The sequence below is a fragment of the Corynebacterium sp. H127 genome (assembly GCF_037482665.1).
In the GTDB taxonomy this organism is placed as follows: Bacteria; Actinomycetota; Actinomycetes; order Mycobacteriales; family Mycobacteriaceae; genus Corynebacterium.
This window is the reverse complement of sequence record NZ_JBBHKY010000001.1, coordinates 503863-522022: the sequence shown is the minus strand read 5'-3', so window position 1 is coordinate 522022 and position 18160 is coordinate 503863. Positions and strand designations below refer to the sequence as shown.

Sequence of the window (18160 nt, the reverse complement as noted above, 5' to 3'; positions counted from 1 at the left end):
CCGAAAACTACGGCGTTTATGGTGTGCGGAAAATGTGGCACGCCCTTCGCCGAGAAGGAATCGACATTGGCCGTGAGCAAACCGCTCGCCTGATGCGCCTTGCTGGAGTCAGTGGCAAAGGTAAGGGCCGGTCGCCTGTGACAACTCGCAGGCCCAAGCGCCCGGATAATCGCCCTGACTTGGTGGGCCGCGAATTCAAGGCTTCCGCGCCGAATAAGTTGTGGGTGGCTGACATCACGTATGTACGCACCCGGAAGGGTTTCGTGTACACCGCGTTTGTCACCGATGTGTACTCCCGCAGGATTATCGGTTGGGCACTGTCAGACTCGATGCGCACCGAGGCGTTACCGCTGCAGGCTCTCAATCAAGCCATTGTGTGTGCCAAGGAAACAACAGGCCTAGTTCACCACTCAGACCATGGTTCACAGTATGTGAGCATTGTCTACAATGAGCGCCTTGCTGAGCATGGAATAACCGCGTCTACTGGGACTGTAGGCGACTCTTATGACAATGCTCTTGCCGAAAACGTCAACGGTTCATACAAAAACGAGCTGATTCATACGCGGACGTGGGCCGACGTGGCTGATGTTGAGATCGCGACGTTGGACTGGGTTTCGTGGTGGAACGAGTCACGACTTCACCAAAGCCTGGACTACCGTACGCCGGCTGAGGTCGAGCACGAATTTTGGATGAGTAGCCCAGAACAAGAAATAATAGAAATCAAGGCAAACGCCTAGGAACAAAACCCGGGGCACTTCACTCCAAGACTTCCTCGACGGCCTAACCCCGGGCACAGCCAACAACGCACACAGTGTCCTTAGGGGCATGTTCAAACGGGCTGCACGCCTAAGAGTCACACACGTCAACTACGCCGCCGATCTAGACAAACCACGAGCGGAACCCAAAGAGGTTCGAGCACTCACCGGAAAACAGGGCGTGGGATTCGTTAACCACATCAAAAAGTCAGGTGACGAAACACTCCGGGACGTTTGCATTATCAGCATCTCCACCGGGTTACGGGCGGGTGAGGTTTTGGGGCTGCGCTGGGAGGATATAGACCTTGAATCGACCCCGCCGACGATTCGCAACACTGGAACTTTGACGTATTCAAAAGAGGGTGGGCACCAGCGAGCTAGTAAGGGAAAGACGGCGAACGCCACCCGCGTTGTCGAAGTCCCCACCTTGGCGGAGAAAATTCTACGGCTGCGAAGTGGCAAGTACGCGGAGCATTTAGAGATGGTTTTCCCGTCCCACGCGGGAACCTATATTTGGGAGAACAATTTCAATAGGAAACTTCGTGAAGCGCGTAAGGGTAGCGAATGGGATTGGGTGACAGTTCACACCATGCGAAAGACGTTGGCGACGATCATTGCGGACGCTGAAAAGCGCGGTGCCCAATTGTCCGCGACGGCACTGGGGCATGGAAATGATCGGCTCACTTCCCGGACGTACATCGCACACGGGCATGAGGTGACACCGACTCGTGAATTTGTTGACCAGTTCCTTAAAGGGCTTAGTGTCTAAAAAGTGTCTAAAAAATATACGAAACGAGACGTGTCAAGCGTCCAAAAAATACGTATTGAAACGCTGTCACCTGCACCAATGTGCAATCTAATACGGGACGTACTTAAACACTCATGTACTTAAGTCCTGCCAAGTGTCGGTTCGAGTCCGACTGGGGGCACAATGACCAGCACAAATGTGTTGGTCATTTTTGCGTTTTGGGGGCTCAGCGCCTGAAAGAATGTCAAAGATCATCAACGTTGTTGCAGCGCCAATGACATTTTTGAGTTGGAAAATCCTAAGAAGCCTGTCTTAGACGATGAAAACGATCATTGCCGCTTCTGGCTATTTCGACTTGATTCACCTCGGACCGAACTTTTGCCAAGTAGATTGCAGGGAGCAGGGAAGTTTGGTGGAAGCGAGTTCAATAGTCACTCAGGCTAGAACCACATCGGTGCACATACTTTTAGTATTTGGGGAACTTTTTGGGCCCGCGCCGCGTTGAACACTTGAAAAGCTACTTATTGGTAGCGAAGTATTTCTACAAAGGTGTTTTGAAAGGACTGGGCACATGCGAAGCAGCAATCCGGTTTTTAGTTCCCTGACCAAGACCAAGAACGCAGCTGGCCGTGGTTACGCTGGGGCCGGCTACGAGCAAGCAGGTTACCCAACCTATGGCCAGCCTATGGGGGGATACGGTGCGCCAGCGCAGACTGAGCGGGCCATGACAGTAGACGATGTGATCGCGAAGACTGGCATCACCCTTGGCATTATCATCGCCTTTGCGGTGCTCAATTTCGCGATCGGCATGACAGTCAGCATGGGCTTTTCGGTCCTTTTGACGATGGTTGGCGCCATCGGCGGACTGATTGCTGTTCTCGTTGGCACATTAGGTAAGAAGTACGGCTCCGCAGCAGTAACGGTGATTTACGCCGTATTCGAAGGCCTGTTTGTCGGTGGTTTCTCACTGATGATCGGCGGTACCAATGGTGCGCTGATCGGCCAAGCAGTTATAGCAACCATCGGTGTTTTCGTTGGAATGCTGTGGGTCTATAAGGCTGGAGTCATCCGGGTCACGCCTAAATTCACGCGCTTCTTGACTGCTGCGCTGGTTGGTGTGTTGTTCCTATCTTTGGGCAATTTGGTTTCGGCCTTGTTGTTTGACTTCAATCCACTACGCGGTGGTGGCATGATGGCCATCGGCTTCTCGCTGCTGTGTATTGTTCTCGCTTCATTGAGCTTCTTGCAGGACTTCGATGTTGCGGATCAACTCGTCCGTTCGGGAGCTCCTGCGAAGATGGCGTGGGGCGTTGCCCTCGGCCTTGCCGTTACCCTGGTGTGGCTATACACCGAGATCCTTCGCCTGCTGAGCATCTTGCGTAACTGATACAGAGTTTGATCTCAAGCTACCGGCGCCACACAGCCTCCTATGAAAGTAGAGGCGGGGCGCCGGTAGCTTTTCCTTTAGAACGGCTGATCCTGACTATGGCCAGACGGCTTCGTCGTTGATAATGATGCTCGTGAACTTGTCTGCGAAGGGGGCTCCTAGCGAGATCGTCACCGTGGCAGGTTCCGCATCCGGTGTGACAAGAGTACCTGTCCCTTCCGCATGCTGAGCACCCCACATACTCCAGGACACATCTTCTACGTGGCGTCGTCCCGAAACGCAATCCAGTGAGAAAGCGGTGGGACGCTCGATCGGCGGGCCGAAACAGTCAATGAAGCCCGCGGAGTTAGCGACCTCCACTACAGGGGAGGGGACAGCGAGGCTTCCGGGATCGCTGGAGGTACTGCACGCAGAAAGTGCCATTGCGGTAAAACACACCGCAATGGCACCAGGAATAGCTAGACGCATGGACTACTTTTTAGCTGCAAGCTTTTCTGCGCGTAGGCGAGCAGCCTTCTCAGAATTGTAAGGCTCGGCCGATACAACAGTGACGGAGATAGTGGTGCCATTTGGTGCCTGGTACTCGCGGGTCTCGCCTTCCTTGGCGCCCAGAATGGTAGCGCCGAGAGGGGACTGCTCGGAGTAGGTCTCAAGGTCAGGGTTCTCAGATGCGGCAGCGCGGGTACCGATCAGGAAGGTTTCCTTATCCTCCTTGGAGCCGTTGTAGTAGACGTGGACAACAGAGCCGACGTTGGCTACGCCTTCTACGATGCCCTGACGCTCAGTGGTGGAGTTAGCGAGGATCTCAGAAATCTGCTTGATGCGGGCTTCTTCCTGATCCTGCATCTCGCGAGCCGCATCGTAACCAGCATTTTCCTTGAGGTCGCCCTCTTCGCGGCGTTCGTTGATTTCGGCCGCAACCACCGGACGGTGGGCGATGAGAGCGTTGAGCTCCTCTTCCAACTTCGCCTTGGTTTCCGGAGTGATGTACTGCTTGTTGTTTTCAGCCATGGTCTCTAGCCCTTTCAAAAGGATTTGTTGTGCTTGTTTGATGCCATCGCCCAAAAGGCAGGAGTGCTACTAACATGCGCTCCGGGGAGAACAAGCTTGTTATTAGTGCCCGAATTTTAACACAGCGTCGTTATTCAGCGAGGTGGGCGGGTAGCTTTTCAGAGCAGCCGTATACTTTCGCCGCCACCGGGACGTCCCGTGACGGAATCTCAACGGGGTAGCGGGCAGCACTGTCACCTCCAGGGGGGATGACTATCTCTCGACGACCGACTTCCGCTTTGTCGTAATTCATTGCGGTGATGATGCAATAGGTTGGGATGTCTGTGTTTTTGCGAGTCACGTCCACGTTGACCTTGAGAACATTGTCGTCGGTACGCTCGTAGCCAGCAGTGGTGGCAGAGACCGTCACCGCGGACACTTTCTGGTAGTACTGGAAGACCACGACTCCGAGGGCGATGACGAATAGCACCGCGCCAATTGCGATGATCGGACCCACCACGCCGCGTCGCTGAGTATCGCCGTAGTTTGCGGAGGGGCGGGAGGTTGGGTGAGACATGAAAACCTCGAAACTTTCCCTATGAGGATGGTTATCGTCCAAGGATATACGATTATAGAAACAACGTGGCAACGCTTGTAGATGTAGGAAAGCGCGTAAAGGACGGGAATGCACGTGAGTGGACTGAGACTATTAGCAATCCATGCCCATCCTGATGATGAGGCGAGCAAGGGCGCAGCAACTATGGCTCGGTATGTTGCTGAGGGCAATGAAGTCATGGTGCTGACGTGCACCGGTGGTGAGCGTGGGAGCATCCTAAACCCTGCCATGGACAAGCCGGGAGTAATGGAAAACCTTCCGGAAATTCGGCGCACTGAGATGGCTGCCGCTATGGCTGCGCTCGGCACCCAACACCGCTGGCTCGGCTACGAGGATTCCGGCCTGCCTGAGGGGGATCCGTTGCCGCCGCTTCCCGCAGGTAGCTTCGCGCTCGCAGACTCGGATGAGGTCACGCAGCAGCTGGTCAGTGTAATCCGCGAATTCCGGCCCCACGTAATCATCACCTACGACGAAAACGGTGGTTATCCGCACCCGGATCACCTCAAGGTACACGAGGTGTCCATGCTGGCATGGGATGCGGCTGGCGACGCCAACTATCATCCGGAGCTCGGCGAAGCTTGGGAGCCACTAAAGATTTACTACACGCATGGATTCATCCGGCAAAGGATGCAGATGTTCCATGATGTGCTCGTGGAAGAAGGCAAACCTAGTCCCTATGCGCCATTCTTGGAACGTTGGCAGGCCCATCGGGGGGATATCATGCTGCGCGTGACCACGCAGGTGCGTTGTGATGACTACTTTGAGCAACGCGATCAAGCCTTGCTGGCGCACGCGACGCAGATAGATCCCGCTGGAACCTTTTTTGGTACTCCAGTGGACGTGCAGCGTAAGCTGTGGCCGACGGAAGAATTCGAGCTGGCAGCAACGCGAGTAAAGACTTCCCTTCCAGAAGACGACCTGTTCGCAGGTATTAATTAAGGAGTTTCGACGTGGATCTTCTCATCCTCGCGCAGCAGCAATCCACCCCGCTCGGCCCAGAGTTTGGCAAAGCCTCGCCGATCGGACTATTCATCCTGGTGGCGTTGTTGGTTGTCGTGATCTATTTGGGCTGGGCTTTTGCCCGTCGTCAGCGTCGTTTGGTGCGTCGTCAGGCGTTCGCGGAGGCACGTGGGCTCGATGTGTTCGATGAAAAGCTTATCGACGAAGCTATGGCCGCCGAGGGGCTCCTCGGAAACGATAAGAAGCGACTTATCTAGGGGAAACTGGGACTTTATTCTCAACCCCTGATACACTTGCTTTCATGTTCATGTGGCGATTTTATTTTGACAAGGCTTGCGGAGGTTTCCCGCACGACCTTTAAGTCGTGATCGTCGCTGAACAACAAACCACCGCAAGCCTAAGCAGTCCTCGCTCTTCACAAAGAAGCAGCAGAGAGGCTGCTTTTTTGTTTCCCTAAAACTGCGAAAGGCCACCACGCATCATGAGCGCACCAGTATCTTTGAGCAATTCGGCGTCGACAAGCAATAGGCGAGTCGTAGCTTTCCATGACCTGCCGACGCCGGCGGAGCTGATCACGCAACTACCTTTAGCCTCGGAGTTAGCTGCAAAGGTCGAGCATGATCGCCAAGAGATCGCAAACATCATCTCGGGCGAAGACGACCGGCTCGTAGTTGTTGTCGGGCCATGTTCTGTGCACGACCCGAAAGCAGCAGTGGATTACGCGCGCCAGCTGGCACCGCTCGCAATGCAGCTTAACGACGACCTGAAGATCGTCATGCGCGTGTACTTCGAAAAGCCCCGCACCACTGTCGGCTGGAAGGGCTTGATCAATGACCCGCACCTCGATGGCTCCTACGACATTGCAGCAGGCCTCAAGATGGCGCGCACCGTGCTGTTGGAGGTACTGGAAACTGGGCTACCCGTTGGGTGTGAATTCCTTGAGCCGAACAGTCCGCAGTACTACGCAGATGCGGTCGCATGGGGCGCCATTGGTGCTCGCACGACGGAGTCTCAAGTGCATCGTCAGCTCGCCTCGGGGCTGTCGATGCCCATTGGATTCAAGAATGGCACCGATGGCAGTGTCCAAATTGCAGTCGATGCAGTCGAGGCTGCTGCTCACCCGCACTTCTTCTTCGGGACCTCCGATGAGGGGCAACCTGCAGTAGTGGAGACGGCCGGGAATGACAATTGTCACGTAATTTTACGTGGCGGTAGCGGGGGACCTAACTACGGTGCTGGCCATGTCACTAAAGCGCTCCAGCGCAACGGTGGGGCTCGGCTCATGATCGATGCTTCACATGCAAATTCGAACAAGGATGATGTGCGACAGCTGGAGGTGATTCGAGAGATCTCCAACCTTATCGCCAGCTCAGATGAGACAGTTGCCAACGCGGTTTCTGGAATCATGATCGAATCCTTCTTGGTGTCTGGGGCACAGAAACTAGATCCTGAGAAGTTGCGTCGTAACGGAGGGGAAGGGCTGGTATACGGGCAGTCAGTCACCGACAAATGCATCAATATTGCAGACACTATTGAATTATTGGAGGAATTGGCGGGCGCTGTTCGTACCCGACGCGAGTCACAAAAGCTAAACTAGTGGCGTGAAGATCTTGCCGAGCTTGCTGTACCCGATGTACGAGAACCACCTCCGTCGGGAGCTGCGTGGTCGCAAACAGCCCCACCATGTTGCGATCATGTGCGACGGGAACCGCCGTTGGGCGCGGGAAGCCGGCTTTACGGATGTCAGCCATGGTCACCGTGTTGGCGCGAAAAAGATCGGCGAGCTGGTCGGCTGGTGCCAAGACACCGAAGTGAAGCTCGTTACAGTTTATTTGCTTTCTACTGAGAATCTTGGCCGTGAAAGCGCTGAATTGCAGTTGCTCTTTGACATCATTATCGATGTCGTCAAAGAGCTCGCAGCACCGGGACTAAATTGCAGAGTGCGGCTCGTCGGGCATTTGGATCTGTTGCCGGAGGACGTCGCGCAGCGCCTGCGCCGCGGAGCCGAAGGCACCGAGGAGAACAGCGGCATCGAAGTAAACGTGGCGGTGGGCTATGGTGGCCGCCAGGAAATCGCGGACGCCGTTCAAGCGTTCGTGCGGGAAGAGGCTGCCGCTGGGGTGACCGCTACGGAACTGGTTGACCGAATCAGCGTGGAAGCTATTTCCGAGCACCTCTATACTTCGGGCCAACCAGATCCGGACCTGGTCATTCGCACATCCGGGGAACAGCGACTTTCGGGCTTTTTGCTTTGGCAAGCGGCCTACTCAGAAATTTGGTTCACTGATACTTACTGGCCGGCGTTTCGCCGCATTGATTTTTTACGCGCACTCCGTGACTATTCGTCGCGAAGCAGGCGCTTCGGAAAATAGAAGGGTTGTATCTTTCATGGCCTTGGTTGTTGCCTATAACACTCACTATGGTTCCACCAAGCAATACGCGGAGGAATTCGCGCGTCGGCATCAAACAATTGCCGTCCCCCTAGATCAGGCAACAGTCGCGGATCATACAGTGGTGTTTTCACCAAACTATGCCGGTCAATGTGCTGGCGCGAAGTGGCTGCTCAACCAGGATCTTTCTGGGATGCAGGCCGCTCTGGCTGTGGTCGGAATGACCTTGTCAGAGGAGGTTCGCGCCAAGGATCCGATGGCAGGTGCGTTGGGGGATCGTGCTGACAGTATCGCCCGCTTCTATTTGCCGGGGCGACTTTCATATTCCGGTTTGAACAGGGTGCACAAAGCGACGATGTGGACAATGAACAAAATGCTCGCCGCAAAAAAGAACCGGAGTGAAAACGAGGAAGCGATGCTTCGGGGCTACAACACTGACGAGGATCGGGTTGATTTCCACGAACTAGACGCGCTGGATGCGTGGCTGAACGGCTAGATTTTTCGCATCCGGACTCGCTCCACTTCATGGTTCGCATCTTTGAAGAGCTGCAGTGAAGCTCGCACGCGGGTTGGCAAGATGTTCTCCACTAGGTTGGGCAAGTTGACGGATTGCCAGATTTCGCGCGCTTCGGCGCGCGCCAAGTCGTCGTTAAGCGTGGCGTAGTGAGAAAAGTGCGCCCCAGGCTTGCTGAACGCGGTTTTGCGCAGCTCGAGGAAGCGCTCGATGTACCACTTTTCTATGTGCTCCGTGCGAGCGTGCACGTAAACACTGAAGTCGAACAAGTCGGAAACCATCAGGGTTGGCCCGGTTTGTAGGACGTTCAGCCCCTCCACAATGAGGATGTCAGGCTTGTCGACGACAACGAACTCATCCGGGACCCTGTCATAAAGGGTATGAGAATAGACAGGCGCTTTAACCTCGCGCTTGCCGGATTTCACGTCAGTGACGAATCTCATCAATGCCCGTTGGTCGTAGCTTTCTGGGTAGCCTTTCCGGTTCATTATGCGTCGCTTGTTGAGCTCTGCTGCCGGGTGGAGGAAACCGTCCGTGGTAACGAGGTCGACTCGCGGGCTGGACTCCCAGCGTTGTAGCAAAACCTGGAGCAAGCGGGCGGAGGTGGATTTTCCCACTGCCACGGAACCCGCGATGCCAATGATGAACGGCACGTTCTCTGCTGGGGCGTGGAGAAACGTCTCGGTTGCAGTCATCAGACCTTTTCGCGCCTTTACCTGCAAGTAAATTAAGCGGGAAAGCGGGAGGTAGACTTCTTCGACCTCTTTGAGATCCACGCTTTCACCGATGCCCCGGAGCTTAATGACTTCCTCGGAGCTCAGCACCTGGGGCATATTGTTACGCAAACTGCGCCACTCGGTGCGATCAAACTCGAGAAAAGGGCTGTTGTCATGCGACGCCTGCGACTTAGCCATAGCGTCCATTGTGCACCGCAGGCCTACTCCGGTGAAAACAGACACGCTCAAACTGGGGTGAGACGGCGATTGAAACACAAATGTGAGCCGAGCATTTCTACACTTCAGTTGTCAGCTACTACACTAGCGGGTAACCGAAATTACCAACGCGTGAAAGGTTGCCTGGCGCCACTATGACCTCTGACAATATGATGTATCAGCCGATCAACGAGCTCGACCCTGAGGTCGCGGAACAGATCTCTGCTGAACTGGGCCGCCAGCGCGGCACCTTGGAAATGATCGCCTCTGAAAACTTCGTGCCACGTGCAGTGCTGCAAGCTCAAGGCTCGGTGCTGACCAACAAGTACGCCGAAGGCTACCCAGGTCGCCGCTACTACGGCGGCTGTGAGCATGTCGACGTCATCGAAGATCTCGCTCGTGACCGCGCCAAGGCAGTGTTCGGTGCCGAGTTTGCGAATGTCCAACCACACTCCGGGGCCCAGGCAAACGCCGCCGTTCTTATGGCGCTGGCTAACCCTGGTGACAAGATCATGGGCCTGTCCTTGGCTCATGGTGGACACCTGACTCACGGCATGAAGCTGAACTTCTCGGGCAAGCTCTATGAAGTTGCTGCTTACGGCGTTGAAGATGACACCATGCGCATTGACATGGACCGTGTCCGTGAAATGGCGATCGCCGAGAAGCCACAGGTCATCATCGCTGGGTGGTCTGCTTACCCTCGTCACCTCGACTTTGCGGCTTTCCGTTCTATCGCGGATGAGGTTGGCGCCAAGCTCTGGGTTGATATGGCTCACTTCGCTGGTCTCGTTGCTACGGGTCTGCACCCATCTCCAGTTCCGCACTCCGATGTCGTTTCCACGACGGTTCACAAGACCCTAGGTGGTCCACGTTCCGGCATGATTCTGGCAAAGGAAGAATACGCAAAGAAGATTAACTCTGCTGTCTTCCCAGGTCAGCAGGGTGGCCCATTGATGCATGCTATCGCTGCAAAGGCAATCTCCATGAAGATTGCCGGCTCCGAGATGTTCAAGGATCGTCAGCAGCGCACCCTAGAAGGCGCCGCAATCATCGCGGAGCGCCTCATGGGTGAAGATTGCAAGGCTGCTGGCGTTGATGTCCTCACTGGTGGCACCGATGTGCACTTGGTCCTCGTTGACCTGCGCAACTCTGCAATGGATGGCCAGCAAGCCGAGGATTTGCTGCACGAGGTGGGTATCACCGTGAACCGCAATGCGGTTCCTAATGATCCACGTCCGCCAATGGTGACCTCCGGTTTGCGCATTGGTACTCCAGCTCTTGCCACCCGCGGTTTGGATGCCGCTGGGTTTGCAGAGGTAGCGGATATTATCGGAACTGCGCTTGCTGCTGGTGAGGCTGCAGACGTTGCAGCCCTGCGTGCCCGCGTAGCTAAGCTCACCGAAGAATTCCCACTGTACGAAGGTTTGGAAGACTGGAAGCTGGCTTAGCCCTTCCTGCCTTGTTTGGCCCGGCCGTGATGGCCGGGCTTTCTGGCTTTCTAGGTGCGGTTAAGGCGCGTGTTAATGCTGCGAGTTCAGCGGAATCCATTACTTTCCTTCTAGGAAAGTGTTTACATTTTCCGCTATGGAAACTAAGTTAGGAAATTAAGGATCGAAGCGGCGAGAGGAGTGTCTGGCAGGTGACTAGCAATAAGGGTGAAAGGCAGAGTGGATTGCTTGATATTCAAGAGCAGTTGGCTGCCGTAGAGACGACTGAGGCGAAGGCAAAATTCAGCCCGAAGCCGTGGGCGGTGGCCATTCTCGCCGCGTTGACTTCTTTAACGATGTTCGGCCTCGTTGTAGAAAATCTGTGGCTGATGCTTGGTGGTATGGCTGCATGCTTTGGCAGCTACTGGTTATTAAGAAACGCGCTGCGGCCCCGTGGTGTGCGCCAAGCGATGCGTAGCCTGGAAACCGGTGCGTGGTGGCAGGACAGGCCGAAGTATCAGGTTTGGGCATATATGCTGATCGTCTTGTCCCCGTCAGTACTGATGTTCGCACGGAACATTTCTATCCCGCTGGGCATTCTTTTGTGGCTGCTGTGTGCCATCCTGAGCTATCCTGCACTGAAGGCGACGCTGCAATGGGAAGTCCCTGATGCCTGAGCTAGACCCGATCATTCAACCTCTAGCGCGCACCAAGATCATGGCGACTTTGCACGCAGTGGGAGCAGTACCCAAACACAATGAGATGAAGTTCGCACGTCTGCGTGAGCTCTTGGATGTCAGCGATGCCACGTTGAGTAAGAATCTGGGCGAGTTGGAAAAAGCTGGCTACATTTCCAGATTCCGTGAATATGGCAGCACCCGCGCCAAGGACACCGTGTGGGTGTCGCTCACTGAAGCGGGTGCTCGCAGCTACCAAGAACATGTCGCTGCGTTGAAGAAACTTCTGGCCGAGGGCTGTTAGTCTTCTGACTCGCCTGCGGCGCGCATTTCAGCCAGGGTGGTGCGGGCCTTGCTGAGCCACTCAGGCTGCTGAGCCAAGAGCTCTTTGATCTCCGCCGTGGTGAGTGGCTTGTCCATGTCATTCTTCTTGAGCGCAGTAATAGTGATGCCAAGCTTGCGGGCAACCTCAGGGCGTGGGTGTGGGCCATTGCGGCGCAGCTCTGTCAGCCATTCTGGTGGGTTAGTTTGCAGCGCGATGAACTCCTCGTGCGTAAGCGCGTTGTGCTGGAATTCTTCCGGGGTAGCCGGCAGGAAAATTCCGAGCTTCTTTGCCGCTGTGGCGGGCTTCATCGCAGTGGCGGAGGGTTCGCGGTTCATGTCATTCACACTGATCACGGTAGCATCTAGTTCATGAACTACGCACAGCCGCTGTCCATTGCCTTTGTCAAAGGAACGGCGCCCGGCAAATGGTTCGAGCGTTTTAATGAGCGCACTGACTACCCGGACCTAATCACCTTAGAGTCTGATGATGCGATGCAAGCGCTTCTCGACGGCCGCGCCACCGCAGCTCTCATTCGTCTCCCGGAGGATCGGCTGTCGGCAGAATTCCATAAGGTGGATCTCTACCAGGAGCAGCCCGGAATCACTGTACCGAAGGACAGCGAACTGACGCTGCTGGAAAAGATTTCCCGGCGCGACATTGCAGAAGAGATCGTAAATTACGAACCGGTGGATGTAGTAAGCATCCAAGCCGTGCGCGAGGCGGTTCAGGTGGTGGCCGCCAACGTAGGCGTGGTCATCGCCCCGCGCCCGTTGTTGCGCAGCATTAATTCCAAGCAAACGGAGCATCGCGAGTTTAGTGATGGCAAGCCGACTCAGATCGCATTGGTCTGGCGCAAGAGTGACGATGGCGACATGATCCAGGACTTCGTAGGGATCACTAAAGGGCGGAAAGCAAGCTCATCCCGGCAGGCTGCTGCGGTGAAAGAACCTGCGAAGAAGCCTGCGAAGAAGCCTGCGAAGAAGCCGAAGAAGGCTGCGGGAAAAACCCTGAAGAAGCAGCCTCTCGGGAAACGAAAGGTACGGAAAGGGCGTCGATAAGCGTGTGGGGCAGGAGAGGTGAACGTTTACCGAGGATTCATCTCACAACCATGTAAGTTAAACCTTCACTCGTTAGCCTGAGGGGGACCGGTCAGTGGGGAAGCTGACTGGCCACCACCTTCCGGTAGCTGGTACCGGCAACACCGGCAGAGGGTGCCATGATACGCACGTCACGCCCGCTGGGTGCCCAGTGGGAGGTGAAGGGAGCCCATGAGTTATGCGGGATATCGTTGCAGCACCGACCATTGACCGAGCCCTCGACGGACATCAGCCCACCCCAACACGGACGTACGTTATTGATACGTCCGTGTTGCTTTCTGATCCCTGGGCGTTGCGGAAATTCGCAGAGCATCATGTTGTGCTGCCACTGGTGGTCATCAGCGAGTTGGAAGGTAAGCGTTTCCATCCCGAGTTGGGCTGGTTTGCTCGCGAGGCGCTGCGCAACTTGGAGGATCTCCGTCAGACATATGGTCGCTTGGACAAGCCAGTGCCAGTCAATACCGATGGCGGCACAGTCCAAATCGAGCTGAATCATTCGGACATGACTATTCTGCCAGTAGCATTCCAGGACTCTGTCAGCGATCACCGTATCCTTGCCTGCGCATTGAACTTCCGCAAGGAAGGACAGGATACAGTCCTGGTCACTAAGGATATTCCGCTGCGAGTGAAGGCAGGTTCCGTCGGTCTGCCTGCAGACGAATACCATGCCCAAGACGTGGTTCTCACGGGCTATACCGGTATGGATTTTGTGGACATTGATTCCACGACCATCGACGAGCTATATCGCACCGGCTACGCCGACCTGTCCGGAGAAGTCACCCGTCGTGGTGTCGCAGTCGAAGACCTGCCTGTGCACTGCGGACTCACCTTGGCGTCACCTTCCCAGTCCGCACTGGCAAGAGTGCGTGACGACGGCGAAGTCTCTCTCATCCGCGGGGACCTGCAGGCCTTCGGAGTGCATGGTCGCTCGGCTGAACAGCGCGTGGCACTGGATCTGTTGCTTGATTCAGAGGTCGGTATCGTGTCCATCGGTGGTCGCGCAGGTACCGGAAAATCAGCGCTGGCATTGTGTGCTGGCCTGGAAGCGGTCCTGGAGCGCGGTGAACACAAGCGAATCGTGGTATTCCGACCGTTGTATGCCGTTGGAGGTCAGGATCTTGGATACTTGCCCGGCTCTGAATCGGAGAAAATGAACCCCTGGGCGCAGGCCGTCTTCGATACTCTCGAGGGCCTGGTCAGCGACAACGTGATGGAGGAAATCCTGGCGCGTGATCTGATCGAGGTGCTGCCGCTCACGCACATTCGTGGCCGTTCGCTGCATGATTCCTTCGTCATCGTCGATGAAGCGCAGTCCCTCGAACGCAATGTGTTGCTCACGGTTCTGTCACGTCTGGGAAAGAACTCCCGCGTCATATTGACCCACGATGTCGCGCAGCGTGACAACCTGAGAGTGGGGCGCCACGACGGGGTGCAGGCAGTCATCGAGAAACTGAAGGGCAACGAACTCTTCGCGCATGTCACCCTCCAGCGTTCTGAGCGTTCCAAGATTGCGGAGCTGGTGACCAACCTGCTGGAGACCAACTAAATCCATCGAATTCCCATATCTACATGCGGGGAATTCTGCATGAGGATATGGGAATTTGGTATAGGTTAGTCGCTCGTCGTAGTGCGGAGCGTTTCGTGCTTGATAAAGAGCAACAGCACGAAGCTCAACACGATCAGTGGCATCACGTAGACGAAGACCGGGGTCAGGGCATCGTTGTATGCGCCCATGAAGGCATCGCGAAGTGGGCCGGGGAGCTGGTGAATCAGCGCTGGCGTGATGGAGTTGGAATCTAGCTGCGCCGCTGCCGCTGCCTCAGGCGGTAATGTGGCCACAGCTGGCGGAATCCGACTTGCCATGAGCTCCTCCAAGTTGCCCACAAAAACGCCACCCACCAGGGCAGAGCCCAGCGATGCGCCGATCTGGCGGAAGTAATTATTGACGGCAGTGGCTGACCCCACCACATTCAACGGCAGCGTGTTCTGAACGATCAAAATGAGCACCTGCATCGCCAGGCCCAATCCGGTTCCAAGGAGGAAGAGATAGAGGCCGATTTCCCAGAGCGTTGTTTCCAGAGAGAGACCGTGGAACAACACTAGCGAGACCAAGGTGATCACCATACCGGCCAGGGGATACATCTTGTAGCTGCCAGTAGCGGAGATGCGAGCACCGGACCAGATAGAAAAGCCCATCATGCCTACCATCATGGGGATCATCATGTAGCCTGCCTCGGTAGCATTGATATTGTGCACCATCTGCAGGTACGTCGGCAGGTAACCGAGCACACCGAACATGGTCACTCCGAGAACCATGCCGACGGCCGTCGTCAAAGCAAAGTTGCGATTAGCAAAGAAGTTCAGCGGGATAAGCGGATCCTTTGCACGCAATTCGACAACGACGAGCAATAGTCCGCCTACGACGGTGATAGCGATAAGTCCAAGAATGACCGGATCGCTCCACTCGTAGCGCGAGCCACCCCACGTGGTAAACAGTACGAGCGCGGTCGTGGCGATGATTGCGAGAACAGTGCCGAGGTAGTCCCACTTGAAAGGCACCTTCTTGGCCGGGATGCGCAGCATCCACATGGTAATGCCGATCGCGATTACGCCAAGTGGCAGGTTCATCCAAAATGCCCAACGCCAACCTGGCCCCTCGGTGAACCAGCCTCCGAGCAGCGGTCCGAGGACTGCGGAAAGTCCGAACACACCGCCCATGACACCCATGTAGCGGCCACGCTCGCGCGCGGGAATGACGTCGGCAATGATGGCCTGCGAGAGGATCATGAGGCCGCCACCACCAATGCCTTGAACCGCGCGACCGATGATGAGCAGCAGCATAGAATGAGCGAGACCGCCCAGTACAGAGCCCAATAAGAAGATGGAAAGCGCTGCGATCATGAGGCCTTTGCGCCCGATAAGATCGCCGAGCTTGCCGTAGATCGGCAGCATGATGGTTTCTGCCAACAAATAGGCGGTGATGACCCACATCATGTGGTCAACTCCGCCGAGCTCGCCGACAATCGTGGGCAAAGCGGTGGAGAAAATCATTTGGTCGAGGGAGGCGAGCAGCATCGATACCATGAGGGCCGTCATTACCCAGCGAGCAGTCTTTTGTTGCTCTGGTGTCATCGTGGATGGCACCTTTTCGCGCTTTGTTTTCACGAGATAGTTTCTTTCAGCTTTTCTTCTCTTACTGCGACTAAGACCGCGGCGGAGAACACTGCCAATGGCAGCAGGACAAGGAAGATTGGGGTGAGAGCATCGTTATAGGCGGTTTGGATGGCCAATTGCAGTGGTTCCGGGAACCCGGTGACAAGAGCTGGAGTCAGCTTCTGATTACCCGCGCCCCCTGCAAACTGCTCGGCGAATGGTGCTGCAGCTGCTCCCATCGATTGCAAAGCAGCAGGCACCTTTTCGTGCAGACCGTCCGACAGCCTACCCACAAATAGCCCGCCTACGAGAGCGGCTCCGAGAGAGCCACCGATCTGGCGGAAGAAGTTATTAGCGCCCGTTGCTGTGCCCACGAGCGTAATTGGGAACGAGTTTTGCACGATGAGCACGATGATCTGCATCGCAGATCCAAGCCCAACGCCAAAGATGAAGAAGTCAAAGCCGACCTGAATCAAGGAGTCGGTGACGGTGAGCTGCGAGAGTAGGAACATTCCAACGGCAACAATCAGCAAACCAACGATGGGGAAGTATTTGTATTTGCCGGTCCGAGTAACCAAGTTTCCGGTGAGGATAGAGGTACCCATGAGCCCTACCATCATTGGAGTCATCATGAGCCCGGCTGCGGTGGGGGTCAGCGAGTGCACCATTTGTAGATAAGTCGGCAGGTAACCTAGGGCACCAAACATGAAGATGCCGATGCACAGTCCAGCGATTGTGGTGAGGACGAAGTTGCGGTTCTTGAATAAGACCATCGGCACAATCGGCTGGGGCACACGCAATTCCACGATGATGAAAACCGCACCGAACAAGAGGGTGCCAGCGATGAGACCGAGAATCGTTGGCGAATCCCAGTCGTATTCGTGTCCTCCCCACGTGACGAAGAGGATCAGGCAGGTCGTTGCCAAAGCCATGAAAATGGTCCCGAGGAAGTCGAATCGCCCGACGCGTTTGCGATGGGGAAGCTTGAGAAAGAGCATTGCGCCCACCAAGGCTGCTAGTCCGAGCGGAATGTTGAGCCATAGCCCCCAGCGCCATCCGGGGCCGTCCGTGAACCAGCCGCCGAGTACGGGGCCGAGCACGGAGGAGACACCAAACACGGAACCCATCAGTCCCATGTACTTGCCGCGCTCGCGTGCGCTGACGACTTCTGCGGTGATGGACTGCGAAAGGATCATGAGTCCACCACCGGCGATGCCTTGCACAGCGCGAGCTGCGATGAGCAGGCTCATGGATGTTGCCAGGCCACCAGCCAAGGAGCCGAGCATAAATAGGATGACTACAAACAAGAAGAGGCCTTTGCGCCCCATCTGGTCGCCGAGTTTGCCGAAGATTGGCAGTGCGATGGTTTGTCCCAGGAGGAATGCCGTGATGACCCACGACATATGGTTAACTCCACCAAGTTCGCCGACGATGGTAGGCAGCGCGGTAGAAAAGATCATTTGCCCAAGTGAGCTCATTAGCATCGCGATCATCAGCGCGCCAATGATCAAGCCCACTTTGTGTTCTGCTGTGGCTTGCTCGTTCACTGCGGCCTCCTTTCTGAGGTGAGAGTGCGGATGTCGGCGAGTGCTTGGTCGCACATCGCCTTGAGTTCTGTCAATTGCGAAGAAGGGGAGTCCATCCAATGCTTGGCGCCCAGTTGAATCGCCGCGGTGATGACTGCGACGTGCGATCGAGCTTCGTATGCAAGCGTTTGGCTGGGAAGAATGCGGTCTGCATCGTATTTTTCTAGGTACAACGCCGTAGTTCGTGCGAGCGCTTCTTGACGGCTAACAAAGGAGCTAAGTTGCGTGAAAGATAGCTGGGGGTTGTCGCGGCGGATCGCTTTTCGACGCCGCAGTAAAACTCCCGCGTTGTCGCTGTCCAGCGCTGTGCCGAGCAACAGGTCAAAGCCCAGATTCAGTATCGCGGAGGTGAGGTCCGGATGTCGTTGTGCCAGAAAAGCAGTGATGTCGCGCTCTGCTAGTTCGCGCGGCGGGGAGCCGAGTACAGCTGCTTCCTTGGACTCCATGTAGTTGAAGAAGGTTCGCCGGGATATCTGCGCAGCTGCGCAGATATCTTCGACGGTGACACACTCGAAGCCGTTTTCAGCCACGAGTCGCGTGGCGTGATCTTCAATCGCCGAGCGAGTGGCCCGGCGCTTTTGCTCACGTAAGTTTGGTGTCATG

21 protein-coding genes are annotated in these 18160 nt (G+C 55.8%); 13 read left to right on the top strand and 8 right to left on the bottom strand.

Translation table 11 applies throughout. From position 1 onward, the window contains the following. The 3 genes from WG936_RS02530 to WG936_RS02520 all read left to right on the top strand — a co-directional run. The coding region (locus WG936_RS02530) for an IS3 family transposase (protein WP_339572017.1) at positions 1-737 on the top strand (737 nt) is incomplete at its 5' end. 88 nt (positions 738-825) lie between these two features. After that, positions 826-1524 carry a tyrosine-type recombinase/integrase gene (locus tag WG936_RS02525; protein WP_339572016.1) on the top strand — a complete coding sequence of 233 codons (699 nt, stop codon included), beginning with the start codon at positions 826-828 and terminating at the stop codon, positions 1522-1524. 550 nt (positions 1525-2074) lie between these two features. Beyond that, a complete protein-coding gene (locus WG936_RS02520) occupies positions 2075-2890 on the top strand; it encodes a Bax inhibitor-1/YccA family protein (RefSeq protein ID WP_339572015.1) in 816 nt (271 codons plus the stop codon). Between the two features lie 96 nt (positions 2891-2986). On the opposite strand, the gene WG936_RS02515 is transcribed toward WG936_RS02520, so the two are convergent. The 3 genes from WG936_RS02515 to WG936_RS02505 all read right to left on the bottom strand — a co-directional run bounded on the left by WG936_RS02515 (position 2987) and on the right by WG936_RS02505 (position 4457). Next, positions 2987-3358, bottom strand: a complete 372-nt coding sequence (locus tag WG936_RS02515; protein ID WP_339572014.1) for a hypothetical protein — start codon at positions 3356-3358, stop codon at positions 2987-2989. 3 nt (positions 3359-3361) lie between these two features. Further along, positions 3362-3901 (bottom strand): transcription elongation factor GreA, encoded by a 540-nt coding sequence (gene greA, locus WG936_RS02510; RefSeq protein WP_339563817.1) that lies wholly within the window; start codon positions 3899-3901, stop codon positions 3362-3364. Positions 3902-4031: 130 nt separating this feature from the next. Further along, positions 4032-4457, bottom strand: coding sequence for a DUF4307 domain-containing protein (locus tag WG936_RS02505; RefSeq protein WP_339563816.1), 426 nt, complete (start codon positions 4455-4457; stop codon positions 4032-4034). 114 nt (positions 4458-4571) lie between these two features. Here WG936_RS02505 and mca point away from each other — a divergent pair, with 114 nt between their 5' ends. The 5 genes from mca to WG936_RS02480 all read left to right on the top strand — a co-directional run bounded on the left by mca (position 4572) and on the right by WG936_RS02480 (position 8342). Next, complete coding sequence (gene mca, locus WG936_RS02500) at positions 4572-5435, top strand: mycothiol conjugate amidase Mca (protein ID WP_339563815.1); 864 nt, start codon at positions 4572-4574, stop codon at positions 5433-5435. Positions 5436-5446: 11 nt separating this feature from the next. Further along, positions 5447-5713: a hypothetical protein gene (locus WG936_RS02495; RefSeq protein ID WP_339572013.1), complete on the top strand. Its 267-nt coding sequence runs from the start codon at positions 5447-5449 to the stop codon at positions 5711-5713. Between the two features lie 224 nt (positions 5714-5937). Next, entirely contained in the window at positions 5938-7053 is a 1116-nt protein-coding gene (locus WG936_RS02490; protein ID WP_339563813.1) for a 3-deoxy-7-phosphoheptulonate synthase, read from the top strand. Positions 7054-7057: 4 nt separating this feature from the next. After that, positions 7058-7828: an isoprenyl transferase gene (locus WG936_RS02485; RefSeq protein WP_339572012.1), complete on the top strand. Its 771-nt coding sequence runs from the start codon at positions 7058-7060 to the stop codon at positions 7826-7828. A 16-nt stretch (positions 7829-7844) separates the two neighbouring features. After that, positions 7845-8342: a flavodoxin domain-containing protein gene (locus tag WG936_RS02480; RefSeq protein ID WP_339572011.1), complete on the top strand. Its 498-nt coding sequence runs from the start codon at positions 7845-7847 to the stop codon at positions 8340-8342. Here the strand turns inward: WG936_RS02480 and coaA are convergent. After that, on the bottom strand, positions 8339-9283 hold the full coding sequence (gene coaA / locus WG936_RS02475; protein ID WP_445227772.1) for a type I pantothenate kinase: 945 nt from the start codon (positions 9281-9283) through the stop codon (positions 8339-8341). The genes WG936_RS02480 and coaA overlap by 4 nt on opposite strands. Before the next feature lie 164 nt (positions 9284-9447). Between coaA and glyA the strand changes: the two genes are divergently transcribed. The 3 genes from glyA to WG936_RS02460 all read left to right on the top strand — a co-directional run bounded on the left by glyA (position 9448) and on the right by WG936_RS02460 (position 11700). Beyond that, complete coding sequence (glyA, locus tag WG936_RS02470) at positions 9448-10740, top strand: serine hydroxymethyltransferase (RefSeq protein WP_339563809.1); 1293 nt, start codon at positions 9448-9450, stop codon at positions 10738-10740. A 191-nt stretch (positions 10741-10931) separates the two neighbouring features. Next, entirely contained in the window at positions 10932-11396 is a 465-nt protein-coding gene (locus WG936_RS02465) for a hypothetical protein (protein WP_339563808.1), read from the top strand. Beyond that, positions 11389-11700 (top strand): transcriptional regulator, encoded by a 312-nt coding sequence (locus WG936_RS02460; RefSeq protein ID WP_339563807.1) that lies wholly within the window; start codon positions 11389-11391, stop codon positions 11698-11700. Before WG936_RS02465 ends, WG936_RS02460 begins: the two co-directional genes overlap by 8 nt. Here the strand turns inward: WG936_RS02460 and WG936_RS02455 are convergent. Continuing rightward, positions 11697-12029, bottom strand: a complete 333-nt coding sequence (locus WG936_RS02455) for a DUF5997 family protein (protein ID WP_339563962.1) — start codon at positions 12027-12029, stop codon at positions 11697-11699. The genes WG936_RS02460 and WG936_RS02455 overlap by 4 nt on opposite strands. A gap of 60 nt (positions 12030-12089) precedes the next feature. Between WG936_RS02455 and WG936_RS02450 the strand changes: the two genes are divergently transcribed. Together WG936_RS02450 and WG936_RS02445 are read left to right on the top strand one after the other, a co-directional pair. Beyond that, positions 12090-12779 (top strand): LysR family transcriptional regulator, encoded by a 690-nt coding sequence (locus WG936_RS02450; protein ID WP_339572010.1) that lies wholly within the window; start codon positions 12090-12092, stop codon positions 12777-12779. Positions 12780-12996: 217 nt separating this feature from the next. Then, positions 12997-14364: a PhoH family protein gene (locus WG936_RS02445; protein ID WP_339563805.1), complete on the top strand. Its 1368-nt coding sequence runs from the start codon at positions 12997-12999 to the stop codon at positions 14362-14364. Between the two features lie 65 nt (positions 14365-14429). On the opposite strand, the gene WG936_RS02440 is transcribed toward WG936_RS02445, so the two are convergent. The 3 genes from WG936_RS02440 to WG936_RS02430 are packed head-to-tail and all read right to left on the bottom strand — an operon-like array spanning position 14430 to position 18159. Further along, positions 14430-15950 (bottom strand): DHA2 family efflux MFS transporter permease subunit, encoded by a 1521-nt coding sequence (locus WG936_RS02440; RefSeq protein ID WP_339563961.1) that lies wholly within the window; start codon positions 15948-15950, stop codon positions 14430-14432. A 29-nt stretch (positions 15951-15979) separates the two neighbouring features. Next, on the bottom strand, positions 15980-17518 hold the full coding sequence (locus tag WG936_RS02435; protein ID WP_339563804.1) for an MDR family MFS transporter: 1539 nt from the start codon (positions 17516-17518) through the stop codon (positions 15980-15982). Continuing rightward, positions 17515-18159 (bottom strand): TetR/AcrR family transcriptional regulator, encoded by a 645-nt coding sequence (locus WG936_RS02430; protein ID WP_339563803.1) that lies wholly within the window; start codon positions 18157-18159, stop codon positions 17515-17517. The genes WG936_RS02435 and WG936_RS02430 overlap by 4 nt, the downstream gene beginning before the upstream one ends. Position 18160 lies beyond the last annotated feature (1 nt).